Origin of the sequence: Streptomyces sp. NPDC101166 (assembly GCF_044768125.1) — a bacterium.
Taxonomy (GTDB): domain Bacteria; phylum Actinomycetota; class Actinomycetes; order Streptomycetales; family Streptomycetaceae; genus Streptomyces.
Genome location: NZ_JBIWPF010000033.1, coordinates 1 through 14,301 on the forward strand (window position 1 = coordinate 1; position 14,301 = coordinate 14,301).

Consider the following 14,301-nt stretch of genomic DNA (forward strand, 5'->3'; position numbering starts at 1 on the left):
TCGAACTCGGCGAGGTCCAGTCCGTGGTCGCCGCGCACCCCGAGGTCGCGCAGGCAGTCGTCATAGCCCGCGAGGACGTGCCCGGCGACAAGCGCTTGGTCGCATACGTCGTCCCCGACGACGACGCGTCGCAGACTGAACTGCCCATTCGGGTCACCGAGTTCGCCGCTGACCGCCTGCCCTCCTACATGGTCCCCTCGGCCGTCGTCCCCGTGGACGCGCTGCCGCTGAACGTGAACGGCAAGCTGGACCGCAAGGCTCTGCCCGCCCCGGAGTACGCCACCGGCACCGGAAGCCGACGCCCGGCCACCCTTCGGGAAGAACTCCTGTGCAGCGTCTTCGCCCAGGTTCTGGGTGTTCCTGAGGTCGGCGTGGACGACGACTTCTTCGCTCTTGGCGGTCACTCCCTGCTCGCCGTCCGTCTCATCAGCCGGGTTCGCACGGTTCTGGGGGTCGAGGTCCCGCTGCGGGCGCTGTTCGACACCCCGACGGTGGCAGGGCTCGCGGCCGGCCTGGAGGGTGCCGGTCAAGCGCGGCCTGCCCTGACGGCAGGGCAGCGACCCGAGCGGACCCCGCTCTCCTTCGCCCAGCAGCGCCTGTGGTTCATCAGCCAGTTGGAAGGCCCCAGCGCCACCTACAACAGCCCGATCGCCCTGCGCCTGTCCGGCGAAGTCGACCGCCGGGCCCTGAACGCGGCCCTGCGCGATGTGATCGGCCGGCACGAGGTGCTGCGCACCGTCTTCGGTGTCGCGGACGGACAGCCGTACCAGCGCGTCATCGAGCTCAATTCGCTCGAATGGGAGTTGGACGTCGTCGAGATCGGTCGGGCCGAGCTTGAAGACGCGGTCACCGGGGCCGCGCGGTACGTCTTCGACCTCTCCGCCGAGGTGCCGATCCGTGCCACCCTCTTCGAGGCCGGTCCCGACGAGCGTGTGCTCGTCGTCCTCGTGCACCACATCGCGAGCGACGGCTGGTCACGGGCGCCCCTGGCCCGGGACTTCTCCACGGCCTACGCGGCCCGTGTCGAGGGCAGGGCGCCGGCGTGGGAGCCGCTGCCGGTGCAGTACGCGGACTACGCGCTGTGGCAACGTGAGCTGCTCGGCGACGAGAACGACCCCCACAGCGTCATCGCCCGCCAACTCGCCTACTGGCGCGAGACACTGACCGGTGCGCCGGAAGAGCTGGAACTGCCCTTCGACCGGCCGCGCCCGCCGGTGGCGTCCCACCTGGGGCACAGCGTCCCGCTCGACGTCCCCGCCGAAGTGCACGCACGCCTCGCGGAACTGGCCCGCTCCGAAGGCGTGACCGTGTTCATGGTCCTGCAGGCCGCCCTGGCCACCCTGCTCTCCAAGCTGGGCGCCGGCACCGACATCCCCATCGGCTCGGCGCACGCGGGCCGCGGCGACGAAGCTCTGGACGACCTGATCGGCTGCTTCGTCAACACCCAGGTGCTGCGCGCGGACCTGTCCGGCGACCTTGCCTTCACCGAACTGCTCGCCCGGGTGCGGGAAGCAGGCCTGTCCGGCTTCGCCCACCAGGACGTTCCGTTCGAGAAGCTGGTGGAGGAGCTGGCCCCGGCCCGCTCCATGGCACGTCACCCGATCTTCCAAGTCGTCCTGACGAAGCAGAACACCGTCAGCGCCGGCCTCGACTCCCTGGCCACGCCCGTCGTGTGGACCGGCGGCATGTCCACCGGCACCCGCGCGGCGAAGTTCGACCTCGATGTGATGGTGGGGGAGACCTACGACGCCGAAGGCGCCCCGGCGGGCCTGCGCGGCTCGGTGACGGTCGCGACCGACCTGTTCGACCCGGAGTGGGCCGAACGGATCGCCCGAGCCTGGGTGCGCGTGCTCGACCTGCTCGGCGACAGCCCGTGGACCCGCCTCAGCGACGTCCCCGCGCTCGACGAGGTGGAGCGGCACCGGGTGCTGGTCGGTTGGAACGACACGGTCGCCGAGGACCGGCCGGTCTTGGTGCATGAGCTGTTCGAGCGGCAGGTGGTGCGGACGCCGGATGCGGCGGCGATCGTCGCGGAGGGCGTCGAGGTCTCGTACGCGGTGCTCGACGCGCGGGCGAATCGGATCGCGCATTATCTGATCGGTCAGGGCATCGGCGTCGAGTCGGTGGTGGGTCTGTGTCTGCCGCGTGGCGTCGACATGATCGCGGCGATCCTGGGCGTGTGGAAGGCGGGGGCGGGTTATCTGCCGGTGGACCCGGCGCAGCCGACGGAGCGGATCGCGTTCATGCTGCGTGACAGTCGGGCGGCGCTGGCGCTGACGACCGAGGAGATCCTGGACGAGCTGCCGGCGGGGCGTTCGCGTCTGGTCGCTCTCGACGACGCGTTCGTGGAGATGCAGCTCGCGGCGGCCTCGACGGAACGCCCTGAACACCTCGTCCTCCCGCAGTCGCTGGCGTATGTGATCTACACGTCGGGTTCGACGGGCCGTCCCAAGGGTGTGGCGGTCACGCACGGCGGGCTCGCCAACTACTTCGCCTCGGTGCCGGAGCGTCTGGGCTTCGGTGGTGAGGGTGCGCGCTATGCGCTGTTGCAGGCGCAGGCCACGGACCTGGGCAACACGGTGGTGTTCGCCAGCCTGGCCAGCGGCGGTGAACTGCACATCCTCGACGAGGGCGCGGTCACCGACCCTCAGGCGGTCGCGGCGTACCTCTCCACGCACCGCATCGACCACTTCAAGGCGGTGCCCTCTCACCTGGCCGCTCTGTCGGCGGCCGGTGGGATCGAAGGCGTCCTTCCGAACCACTCCCTCGTCCTGGGCGGTGAGGCCGCTTCGCCGGCATGGCTGCGGGAGCTGGTCGCTGCCGCCGGGGAGCGTGAGGTGCACAATCACTACGGCCCCACGGAGACGACGATCGGTGTCGCCACCACCCGGCTCACCGCCGAGCGAGTCGCAGGCGAGACGGTCCCGGTCGGCACCCCGATCGCCAACACCCGCTTCTACCTGCTCGACTCCTGCCTTCAGCCGGTCCCGGTCGGCGTGGTCGCGGACCTGTACGTCTCCGGTGCCGGGCTCGCGCGCGGCTATGTGGGCCGCGAGGCCCTGACGGCCGAACGCTTCGTGGGGAACCCCTTCGAGTCGGGGCAGCGGATGTACCGCACCGGCGACCGGGCCAAGTGGACCGCCGACGGACAGGTGGTCTTCCTCGGAAGGGCGGACGACCAGGTGAAGATCCGCGGCTTCCGTGTCGAGCCCGGCGAGGTGCAGGGCGTCCTGACCGGGCATCCGCTGGTCGACCGGGCCGCCGTCATCGCCCGCGAGGACGCCCCCGGCGACCGCAGACTCGTCGCCTACGTCGTCCCGACGGACATCGGCGAACCCCACGACGAACTGCCCGCTCTCATCCGCGAGTTCGCCGGTCAGCGACTGCCGGAGCACATGGTCCCGTCCGCGGTCGTGGTCCTGGACGCGCTGCCGCTGACCGGCAACGGCAAGCTCGACCGCAAGGCCCTGCCCGCACCCGACTACTCCTCCTCGCTGTCCGCCGGCGGACGCCGGGCGGCCACGCTCCAGGAAGAGATCCTCTGCATGGCCTTCGCCGAAGTCCTCGGACTTCCCGAAGTCGGTGTCGACGACGACTTCTTCGAGCTCGGCGGCCACTCGCTCCTCGCGGTGCGCCTCGTCAGCCGGATCCGCTCCGTCCTCGGCGTCGAGGTCGAGATCCGGGCGCTCTTCGAGGCCCCGACGGTCGCGGGACTGGCCGAGCGGCTCGCAGGCGCCCGTACGGCAAGGGCCGCGCTGCAGGCCATGGAACGCCCCGAGCGGCTTCCGCTCTCGTACGGCCAGCGTCGGCTGTGGATCATCGACCAGATGGACGGGCCGAGCCCCACCTACAACATCCCGGTGACGGCCCGGCTTGCCGGAGCGGTGGACGCCGACGCCATGAGCGCGGCCTTCCGCGACCTGCTCGCGCGCCACGAGGTGCTGCGCACCGTCTTCGAGGTCGCCGACGGCGAGCCGTACCAGCGGATCGTCGACATCGACGCGCTCGACTGGCAGCTGACCGTCGCCGACGTCGCCCCGGAGGCCCTGGCCGACGCGGTCGCCGAGGCGAAGGCGCACACGTTCGATCTCGCTGCCGAAGTGCCCATCCACGCATGGCTGTTCAGGGCCGGGCCGGAGGAGCACGTCCTCGTCGTCGTGGTCCACCACATCGCCGGCGACGGATGGTCGTGGGCGCCACTCGCCCGCGACGTGTCCACGGCCTACGAGGCCCGCGGCGCCGGGCGCGCACCGCAGTGGGAACCGCTGCCGGTCCAGTACGCCGACTTCGCGCTGTGGCAGCGCGAGGTGCTCGGCGACAGCCAGGATCCGCAGAGCCTGATCTCCCAGCAGGTCGCCTACTGGCGCGAGACCCTGGAAGGTCTGCCGGAGGAACTGGAGCTGCCCTTCGACCGGACGCGCCCGCCGGTCGCCTCGCACCGAGGCCACCGGGTCCCGCTGGACATCCCCGCGGACGTCCACGCCAGGCTGGCCGAACTGGCCCGCGCCGAGGGCGTGACGATGTTCATGGTGCTGCACGGCGCCCTGTCCGTCCTGCTCTCCCGGATCGGCGCGGGCACCGACGTCCCGATCGGCTCGGCGATCGCCGGCCGCACGGACGAGGCCCTCGACGACCTGATCGGCTACTTCGTCAACACGTTCGTCCTGCGCACCGACCTGAGCGGCGATCCCACCTTCCGGGAGATCCTTGAGCGGGTGCGCGAAGCCGGGCTCGGAGCGTTCGCGCACCCGGACGTGCCCTTCGAGCGGTTGGTGGAGGAACTCGCCCCCGCCCGCTCGATGGCCCGCCACCCGCTCTTCCAGGTCATGCTGCTCCTGCAGAACAACGAGCAGGCGGTGCTCGACCTGGAGGGCGTGGACGCCCGACGCGGGGCCCCGGCGGCTCGGCCCGCGAGCGGCGCCCCCGCCGACGCGGTCGTCAAGTTCGACCTGGACGTCAGCGTCGCGGAGCTCCACGACGCCGACGGCGCCCCCGCCGGGATGCGCGGCTCCCTCGTCGCCGCGGCCGACCTGTTCGACCCCGAATCGGTCCAGCGGATCGCCGAGCGGTTGAGCCGGGTGCTCGCGGCGCTCGCCGCCGACCCGGGCGTCCGCCTCGGCGAGGTGGACGTCCTCGGCGAGGACGAGCGGGTGCGGATGCTCACCGAGTGGAACGCCACCGAGGCCGAGGTGCCGCACGCGACCGTCGTCGAGCTGTTCGAGGCGCAGGCCGCCCGTACGCCCGACGCCGTCGCCCTGGTCCACGGCGACGCGGAGCTGACGTACGCCGAACTGGACGCCCGCGCCAACCGGCTCGCGCGCCACTTGGCCGGCCGTGGCATCGGCCCGGAGACGGTCGTCGCGGCCGTCTTCGAACGCACCGTGGACCTGGTGGTGGCCCTGCTCGGCGTCATCAAGTCGGGTGCGGCGTACCTGCCGATCGACCCGGCCTACCCGGCCGACCGGATCGCGTACGTCATCGCCGACTCCCGCGCCGTGTGCGTGCTCACCAGCGAGGACCTCGACGCCCGCCCGGCGGCGGCCGAGCACCGGCCGCAGGTCCCCGTGATCCTGCTGGATGCGACGGAGGTCCGAGAGCGGCTCGCGGACCTCGCGGACGGGCCGCTGACCGACGGCGAACGCACGGCGGCGCTGCGGCCCGAGCACCCGATGTGGGTCATCTACACCTCGGGATCGACCGGCCGCCCCAAGGGAGTCCTCGTCGAGCACCGCGCGATCGTGAACTTCCTGAGCGCGATGCAGGACCGGTTCGCACTCGGCGCCGACGACCGGCTGCTCGCGGTCAGCACCCATGGCTGCGACATGGCGGGCTTCGAGTTCTACCTTCCACTCCTCAACGGCGCGCGCATGGTGCTCGCCGCGCAGGAACAGGTCCTCGACCCGTGGGCGCTGCGCTCACTGATCCGCACCACCGGCGCCAACCTCGTCCACGCGACGCCGAGTCTGTGGCGCGGTCTGATCGCCGACGCCGACGACCCGGTCGACTGGACCGGCGTACGCGCCATGATCGGCGCGGAGGCGCTCCCGGCCGACCTGGCACAGACGCTCCTGGCCCGGACCCCCACTCTGACCAATCTCTACGGCCCGACGGAGACCACCGTCTGGTCGACCGCCAAGGAACTGTCCGGGCGGGACGCCGACACCTCGTCGATCGGTGGCCCCGTCGGCAACACCCAGGTGTACGTGCTCGATCAGACCCTCTCCCCGGTGCCCCCCGGCGTGGCGGGTGAGCTGTACATCGGCGGCCACAGCGTGGCCCGCGGCTATCTGGGCCGCCCCGGCCTGACCGCCGTCCGCTTCGTCGCCAGCCCGTTCGGCCGCGCCGGTGAGCGGCTGTACCGCACCGGCGACGTGGTGCGCTGGACGCAGGACGGCGACCTGCGGTACGTGGGCCGCTCCGACGACCAGGTCAAGATCCGGGGATTCCGCGTCGAACTGGGGGAGATCGAGGCGCTCCTCGCCTCGCTCCCCGCGGTCGGCCAGGCCGTCGTCCTGGTCCGCGAGGACATCCCCGGTGACCAGCGTCTGGTGGCGTACGTGGTACCGAGCAGCGCCACCTCAGGGGACGCGGAGGAGGGCGGCGAAGCGGCGGAGCGGCTGGGCCGGGAGATCCGGGCCGTCGCCCAGGACCGGTTGCCCGGCTACATGGTGCCTTCCGCGGTGGTCGCCATCGAGCGGCTGCCGCTGATGCCGAACGGCAAGCTCGACCGCAAGGCCCTGCCGGTACCGGAGGCGACCGCGGGTGAGGAGACCGCGAACTGGGCGGTCACCTCCTTCGAGGACAGCATGTGCGAGGCGTTCGCCGAGGTCCTCGGGCTGCCCGAAGTCGGCGTGGACGACGACTTCTTCGCCCTGGGCGGCCACTCGCTGCTCGCGGTGAGACTCGTCGAGGCGCTGCGCGAACGAGGCGTGTCCATCGCGGTGCGCGACCTGTTCGCCGCGCCGAGCGTGACCGAGCTGATGAAGGGGATGAGCCTGTCCTCGATCCGGGACGCCCTCGGCGTGCTGCTGCCGATTCGCGAGCAGGGAGAGCAGCCCCCGTTCTTCTTCGTCCATCCCGCCGGCGGTCTGAGCTGGTGCTACATGCCGATGGCACGCCATGTCGAGGCCGACATCCCGCTGTACGGGCTGCAGTCACGCGGCCTGGACGGCACGGCGGAACTCGCGCGTTCCATCCCCGAGATGGCGGCGGACTACATCGAGCAGATCCGCTCGGTCCAGGCGAGCGGCCCCTACCGCCTGCTCGGCTGGTCCTACGGCGGCGCGGTCGCCCACGAGATGGCCGTCCAACTGCAGGCGGCGGGCGAGGAGATCTCGGCACTCGTGATCCTCGACCAGTACCCGTGGAGCCGCCGGGAGGACGGCGACGTCGAGGACCGGGCGCAGGAGACCGACGTCGACCTGGACGCCAAGGTCGACCGGCTCATCGAGGTCGTACGCCGAGAGGCGGGCGGCGCCCTCGGTGCGGCCACGGAAGAGGAGTACCGGACCTTCGCCCGGGTCCTGCAGAACCACCGCACGATCCGGACCGAGCACGAGCACGGCCGGTTCGACGGGGACGCCCTGCTGATCGTGGCCGAGGAGAGCATGCCCGAGGGCGAGACGCCCGGCGAACGCTGGAAGCCCTACATCACCGGCGGCATCACGCAGAGCGGCGTTCCCTGCACGCACTACGAGATGGCCGGACCGGAAAACCTGGCCGACGTCTGGAACGCCGTGTCGGCCTGGCTGGCCTCCCGCACCTGAACCCACAGACGCACCCACACCTGAGCCACACCCGAATCCGTATCCCGCACATCCGCAATTTCTGCGAAAAAACCCACAAAAAGAGCAGAAGAGAAGAATTCATATGTCTACTGTGAACCCTGCCTCGGCTCTGTCGGCTCCCGAGCCGGAGGGCGACTCCCAGACCCTGGCGCTGCACGACGGCGTCGGAACCTCCGAGCCCGCGCTCCCGCAGGCCGCCGCGCCGGCTGCCCGCCCGACGCCCCGCACCCTGCCGGTCGACAACCCGGGGGTCGACGTCATCGCCGTCGCCGAACTGCGGCGCAAGGCGATGCTCGACGCGCTCGACCCGGGCCCGCGCCCCGAGAGGGCCGCCCGTCTCAGTCGGCGCGGCCTCCTCGCGCGGATCAAGAGCTTCTACGCCCAGGAGCTCATCCACGACACCCCCACCACGACCGGTGCCGCCGACGCCGCATCCGCGACCGCTGTGCGCAAGAGCACGCGGAATTCGACGAGCAACGGCTGATGGCCGTACCCGGCGCCGCCCGAACCCGGGCGGCACACCTCGACAAGGGGAAACCCTTGGCAGCAGAAAGTGCAGATTCGACATGTCACTCGTGACGGCCACAGGAATTCTCCTGGCTTTCGAGCCGGACTACGAACAGATGCTCTCCGACATCAGGGGCGGCCCGGAACGGGGCACCCCCGAGCGGGTTCAAGCCTCCCGGCCCCCGGCCGCCCCACGCCGGACCACTGCGGGACGCCTCGCGATCGAGGCTCGACTCTCCGCTGCGACAAGGGATTTGCACCCCAGGCAGCCTCGCCGCGCGGTGCTGAGGGAGCGCGCGGTCCGCGGCGCGGAGGGACCCCACCCGCTGCTCGGTCGTCCACGGTCGTCCCGGTGGCCCGTCGTGGGCCGGCACAGATGGAAAACCTCGCGCCACCGCCTCGCGCGGCCCGCCACGGCCATCTCGTCCGCACTCAGCGGAGGAAATCCCCCCGACCGAACGACCACCGGACTGAAAGGTCTATTTCACCCCCAGGCAAGGAGTGTCCTCTATGGCTCTCATAGGTGGCCCGAATCTAAATTCCAGAAACGCTTTCGACGAAAAAGAAAAGATCCGCCAGAAGATAGATCCGGGAACACTGCGGCGCATCCTGCCGTACTTGGTCCGCTATCGAGGACAGCTCGCGATCCTGGTTCTCGCCAGCGTGACCTGCGGCGCGATCACCGCGGCGAGCCCGCTCATGCTCAAGCTCATGATCGACGACGGGATCCTCCCCCGGAAGTTCGAAGTCGTCCTGATGCTGGCCTTCGGCATCGTGCTGCTGGCCCTGCTCGAATCGTTCGTCCTCTACGTCGAGGCGCGCTGCTCGGGCAAGATCGGCGAGGGGCTCGTCTACGACCTGCGGACCGAGGTCTTCGAGCACGTGCAGCGCCAGCCGCTCGCCTTCTTCTCCAGGGTGCAGACGGGCGCGCTGGTGAGCCGGCTCAACACCGACATCGTCGGCACCCGGCAGGCGATCACCTCGCTGCTCACCCAGGCGGTCTCAGGACTGCTGACCCTGGTGATCGTCATCAGCACGATGATCTATCTGTCCTGGGAGATCACCCTCGTCGCCCTGGCGATGGTGCCGGCCTTCCTCTTCCCGGCCCGGATCATCGGGCGCAAGCTGCAGCGCATCACCCGGGAGCGGATGACGCTCGACGGCGAGATGGGCTCGATGATGAACGAGCGCTTCAACGTCTCGGGTGCGGAACTCGCCAAGCTCTACGGACGCCCGGAGTCGGAGGCCGCGCTCTTCGAGGAGAAGGCCGGCCGGGTACGGGACATCACCGCCCTCAACGTGGTCCACGGCCGCATGTTCTTCATCGTGGTCACGATGCTGACCTCGCTGACGACGGCTATCGTCTACGGATTCGGCGGCAACCTCGTGATCAGCGGCGCGCTGCAGATCGGCACGCTCGTCGCCATGGTGACGCTGCTGTTCCGGATGTACGGGCCCATCAACCAGCTGTCCAACCTCCAGATCCAGGTCCTGACGGTCCTCGTCAGCTTCGACCGCATCTTCGAGGTCCTCGACCTCAAGCCGCTGGTCGACCAGAAGCCCGGGGCGCATGACCTGCCCGGCAGCCGGCGGTCGGCGGTCGGCGCACAGCAGGTCGGCGCGGAGATCGAGTTCGACCATGTGTCGTTCCGCTATCCGAGCGCGCAGGAGGTCTCCCTCGCCTCTCTGGAGCCGCTCGCGCTCAAGGACAAGGACCGTGGGGACAGCGCCTGGATCCTCAAGGAGCTGAGCTTCACCGCTCCCGCGGGAAAGCTCACGGCCCTGGTCGGTCCGTCCGGCGCGGGCAAGACCACCATCACCCAGCTCGTCCCCAGGCTGTACGAGGCCACCACCGGCTCCGTCCGGGTGGGCGGCCACGACGTCCGGGACGTCACGCTGCAGTCGCTGAGCGAGACGGTGGGGGTGGTCAGCCAGGAGACCCACATGTTCCACGACACGATCCGCGCCAACCTGCTGTACGCACGCCCGGAAGCCACGGAGGAGGAACTGATCGAGGCGTGCGAGGCCGCCCTGATCTGGGATTCCGTCTCACGGCTGCCCAACGGCCTGGACACGGTGGTGGGCGACCGCGGCTACCGCCTCTCCGGCGGTGAGAGGCAGCGGATCGCCCTGGCGCGGCTGCTGCTGAAGTCGCCCCCGATCGTGGTTCTCGACGAGGCGACCGCGCATCTGGACTCGGAGTCGGAGGCCGCGATCCAGCGGGCGCTGAAGACCGCCCTCGCCGGCCGCACCTCCCTCGTGATCGCACACCGGCTCTCCACCATCCGCGAGGCCGACCAGATCCTGGTCGTCGATGCGGGCCGGATCCGTGAACGCGGCACGCACGAGGAGCTGTTGGCCAAGGGCGGAGCGTACGCGGCGCTGTATCAGACACAGTTCGCCGAGGGGGTGACGGACATGGACAGCAAGCGTTCCGCCTGACCGGACGGCCCGGATGACGACCACGCCGTCCGGCCCACGGTACGCCGGCCGGCACACCGGTCACGGGAAACGCTCCCGAGGAAACTCTCACCGTTGCACCGGGAGCGCAGCAGAGCCGGCACCCAGGGAGTGTCCAACTGCCGTGAGACCGCGGTTGGACACCCTTCGGGCCCCCGGCGGGACGCCGGTCGCGAGACGTCGGCGCGCACAACTCGGCGGCTATTGTTGCCGCGCCTCCTGCCGGGCCATAGTGGATCTCCGCGGACCCGCAGTGCTCTGCGAAATGGGAATGCTCGATCACGCAGGCCCAGGAAATCTCTGCTTGCTTTTCCCCAGCGGTTTCCGACGTGATCAGAACTGCTCGCCCGAGAGAGGAAAATGTGGTGACGAATCCGTTCGAAGATCCCGACGCCCAGTATCAGGTTCTGGTGAACGAGGAGGGGCAGCACTCTCTTTGGCCCGTCTTCGTCGACGTACCCGACGGATGGACTTCCGTCTACGGTGTGACCAGCCGAGAGGACTGCCTCGCCTACATCGAGAAGTCGTGGACCGACATGCGTCCCAAGAGCCTGATCGAGGCCATGGCGGGGAAGTAGCGCCTGGAGCAGAACACACACCTCGGCCCGGAGCGCGGTGAACACCGCGCTCCGGGCCGAGGTGTGCGGCGGGTGCGAAGAAGGCGGCCCGCAGGCCCCTCGTGAGCCGGGGCCTGCGGGCCGCCGGAAGACTACGCTCCTCACCGCCGATTGCGCCGGACCGCTTCCCGGTCGCCGGCGCCGACTTCGATCGGGTCAGCGCCTGCGAGCCGGACGCCCCGGGCTGCGCCGGCGATCGGCGAGAGCGCCCGGGATGCCTCGTCGGGCTCCGTCGGCCGGGCCCGCCGGGGCGCGGCCGGCGTCCACACGGAACCGCTGCCTGCGAGCGGGACGAGCGGCCGGGCAGCCCTCAGCCGGCCGGGGCACCCGGCCCGCCGGCCTGCGCCAACAGGCGTGCCACCAGGCTCGGTTCCACGTTCCCGCCGGACAGCAGCACTCCGATGTCGGTGCCCCGGCCGGCCTCACGGGCATACTCGAGCGCCCCTGCCAGGGCCGTCGCGGCCGCCGGCTCGATGAGCACACGGGCCTGCCACAGCGCGGACCGCAGCGCTTCGGCGATGGCCTCCTCCTCCACGGTCAGGACCCGGGCCGTGTCCAACTGCGCCAAGGAGAAAGGCAGATCCCCGATGCGGTCCGGACGCAGCCCGTCGGCGATCGTGTGCCGTGCCGGCACCGTCACGGGCTCACCCGCCTGCAGCGCGGCGGTGAACGCGGGCACACTCGCCGGCTCCGCGCCCACCACCTCCACGCCGTGCCGGGCGGCCGCCAGGCAGGCGCCCGCCAGCGCGCTTCCCCCACCGATCGGTACGACCACGGTGTCCAGGCGCACACCCTGCGCGGCGGCCTGGGAGAGGAGCTCGGCGGTGGCTGTGCCCTGACCGGCGACCACCTGCGGGTCGTCGTACGGATCGACGACGTCGTACCCGTGCAGTTCCCGCAGCTCCGCGACGGCGGCGATCCGGTCGGCCAGCGTCGTCCCGGCGAAGGTCACCTGCGCCCCGGCCTCCCGAATGCGACGCACCTTGGCCTGTGGGGCGTCACAAGGCAGGACGATCACGGTGGGCAGAGCGTGTGCCCGGGCGGCCAGCGCCACGGCGATGGCGTGGTTGCCCGTGCTCTGCGCGATCACACCACGGGCGGCGGCCGCGGCCAGACGCTCGACGGCAAGGAGCGCGCCGCGCACCTTGAACGAGCCGCCGCGCTGCAGATTCTCGGCCTTGAGCCACAGCCGCGCGCCGCACGCCGCGTCGAGTTGTTCGGAACGGATGACCGGAGTGCGCAGGACCCTTCCGGACAGCCGGAGCAGAGCATCGTCCACATCGGCGCCGGCGAGCCCCGCCACGGTGGCACCGGCGGACGTACCTCTCCCGTAGTCAGGCATGGGTGTCCCTCCAAGAAAAGCCATGGGAAATCATGGAATTCGCACAGGGCAGCCCGAAAAGGTGGCCGACGATCCGGTGATGTGATGCCGCGAAGAAACGTCCGACGCCAAGGAGCGCTCGTGTGCGGTGCGTCAGGACGTCAACGTACTGTGCTCATGGAGAAACGCGCACGTGTTCATGCCGCGAGGAATCCGGCGCGGTGGGCCCAGCGGGCATGGTCCGCACACCGGGGTGTGAGACTGCGGGAAGGACGCTGTTGAACGGCTGCGTCCGACCGCGGAACGGCTACTCCGGCTTGGCCGGCAGGTAGCCCTCCTGCACGGCGTGGACGCCGGCCTGGAAGCGGCTGCGGGCGTTGAGATGGGTGAGCAGGCTGGTGGCGACGCGTCTCGCGGTACGCGGGGAGACCCCGAGCTTCTTTGCGATCGACTCGTCCGTGGCTCCCTGAGTCAACAGCTGCAACGCCGTGAGCTGCTGCGGAGTCAGCTCGCCCGGCTGGTGCTTGGTGGGTTCGCCCAGGGGCTGGGCGTTGCGCCACTCACTCTCGAACAGCGCGCACAGGGAGGAGATCAGCCCCGGCAGGGTGATGGCGATGGCGCCCACACTGGTGTCGTCGCTGTCGTTGGCGATGATGGCGACGCGTCGGTCACAAATGATCATCCGGTTCGGCAGCGAAGGCACGGTGCGCACATGCGCGCCGTGCTGGGTCAGCCATTCTGCGTGTTCAACACTCGCCTGGTCGCGGCGAATGCTGTCCAGGTATACGGTGCGCATATTGATTCCGCGATCCAGCAGCCGCTTGTTGAGCGGTCTCGAAGCCTGCATATTGGCTTCGGTCTGTGCGCCGCCGGGAGCGAAAGTAAGGAATTCTTCCTCGACTTGGTTGTTCAGGGCCGCGAGATAGTCGCGAATGGAATCAACGCCGCGGAGGTACTGAACCGATTCGTTCGGATGGGAGGACTGCCCGTGAGTGAACTCGGCAATGAGACGCGCGGCGGCGGAGCGGGACGCCTCGACTCGCTGTTGCAGGGCAGCCAACTCGGCCTGCTGGCGGGCCAGAAGAATTTCCATGCCGAGGTGAGGACTCACCGCGTGTACCTGGCCGGGGTCCTGGGAAGAAGGGCGGACCAGGGCGAGTTCGCTGAGCCTGTCCAGGGCGCGCCGAATCTCCTCACCCGGCATCCCCAGCCGTTTTCCCAGGTCGGTCAGGGAGGCGTCCGGGTGCGTGAGCATGCCCCGGTAGACCACCTCAGCGGCAGCGTCGAGCCCGAGATCTGTCAGCATCAAGCCAGCTTTCCCATCTCCGTTGAGGTTCCGAGCGATGCGGTCCGCAACCGAGCACTTCCCGGTCCGGACATGTGTTCGGGGCGGTTGCTCGCAAGACTAACGGAGGGGTGAGTTCGAAGCGGATGAACACCCGGATCCACGCGCTCCGTAAGTCCGTTCAGAAGCAAGGGCGTTGGCCACACGGATCGTGCCCTCCGCATATGACCGGAGCCCGCTTCGTCCCCCTGAGGGCTGTATTGTGTTTCTTGTACATGTTCACCTCCTTCCTCACCCGCTGGGTGAACCTCTGCCCGAGAGCGT

At 70.0% G+C, this 14,301-nt stretch carries 6 protein-coding genes; 4 read left to right on the top strand and 2 right to left on the bottom strand.

The features are described from left to right. From ACIRS4_RS34370 to ACIRS4_RS34385, 4 genes are all read left to right on the top strand, one after another. A partial coding sequence (locus tag ACIRS4_RS34370) for an amino acid adenylation domain-containing protein (protein WP_404203532.1) occupies window positions 1-7,766 on the top strand: 7,766 nt, incomplete at its 5' end. A gap of 103 nt (window positions 7,767-7,869) precedes the next feature. After that, window positions 7,870-8,271 (top strand): hypothetical protein, encoded by a 402-nt coding sequence (locus ACIRS4_RS34375; RefSeq protein ID WP_404203534.1) that lies wholly within the window; start codon window positions 7,870-7,872, stop codon window positions 8,269-8,271. Window positions 8,272-8,912: 641 nt separating this feature from the next. Next, window positions 8,913-10,736, top strand: coding sequence for an ABC transporter ATP-binding protein (locus tag ACIRS4_RS34380; RefSeq protein ID WP_404203536.1), 1,824 nt, complete (start codon window positions 8,913-8,915; stop codon window positions 10,734-10,736). Window positions 10,737-11,119: 383 nt separating this feature from the next. Further along, window positions 11,120-11,332 carry an MbtH family protein gene (locus ACIRS4_RS34385; RefSeq protein ID WP_404203538.1) on the top strand — a complete coding sequence of 71 codons (213 nt, stop codon included), beginning with the start codon at window positions 11,120-11,122 and terminating at the stop codon, window positions 11,330-11,332. A 349-nt stretch (window positions 11,333-11,681) separates the two neighbouring features. Here the strand turns inward: ACIRS4_RS34385 and ACIRS4_RS34390 are convergent, their stop codons facing one another. Together ACIRS4_RS34390 and ACIRS4_RS34395 are read right to left on the bottom strand one after the other, a co-directional pair. Continuing rightward, entirely contained in the window at window positions 11,682-12,713 is a 1,032-nt protein-coding gene (locus tag ACIRS4_RS34390) for a threonine/serine dehydratase (protein WP_404203540.1), read from the bottom strand. 286 nt (window positions 12,714-12,999) lie between these two features. Further along, window positions 13,000-13,998, bottom strand: a complete 999-nt coding sequence (locus ACIRS4_RS34395) for a LuxR C-terminal-related transcriptional regulator (protein ID WP_404203542.1) — start codon at window positions 13,996-13,998, stop codon at window positions 13,000-13,002. Between the last annotated feature and the right edge of the window lie 303 nt (window positions 13,999-14,301).

Coding starts and splice junctions, on each gene's coding strand:
- ACIRS4_RS34395 (WP_404203542.1), bottom strand. CDS start 13,998: ATGCTGACAGATCTCGGGCTCGACGCTGCCGCTGAGGTGGTCTACCGG.
- ACIRS4_RS34375 (WP_404203534.1), top strand. CDS start 7,870: ATGTCTACTGTGAACCCTGCCTCGGCTCTGTCGGCTCCCGAGCCGGAG.
- ACIRS4_RS34390 (WP_404203540.1), bottom strand. CDS start 12,713: ATGCCTGACTACGGGAGAGGTACGTCCGCCGGTGCCACCGTGGCGGGG.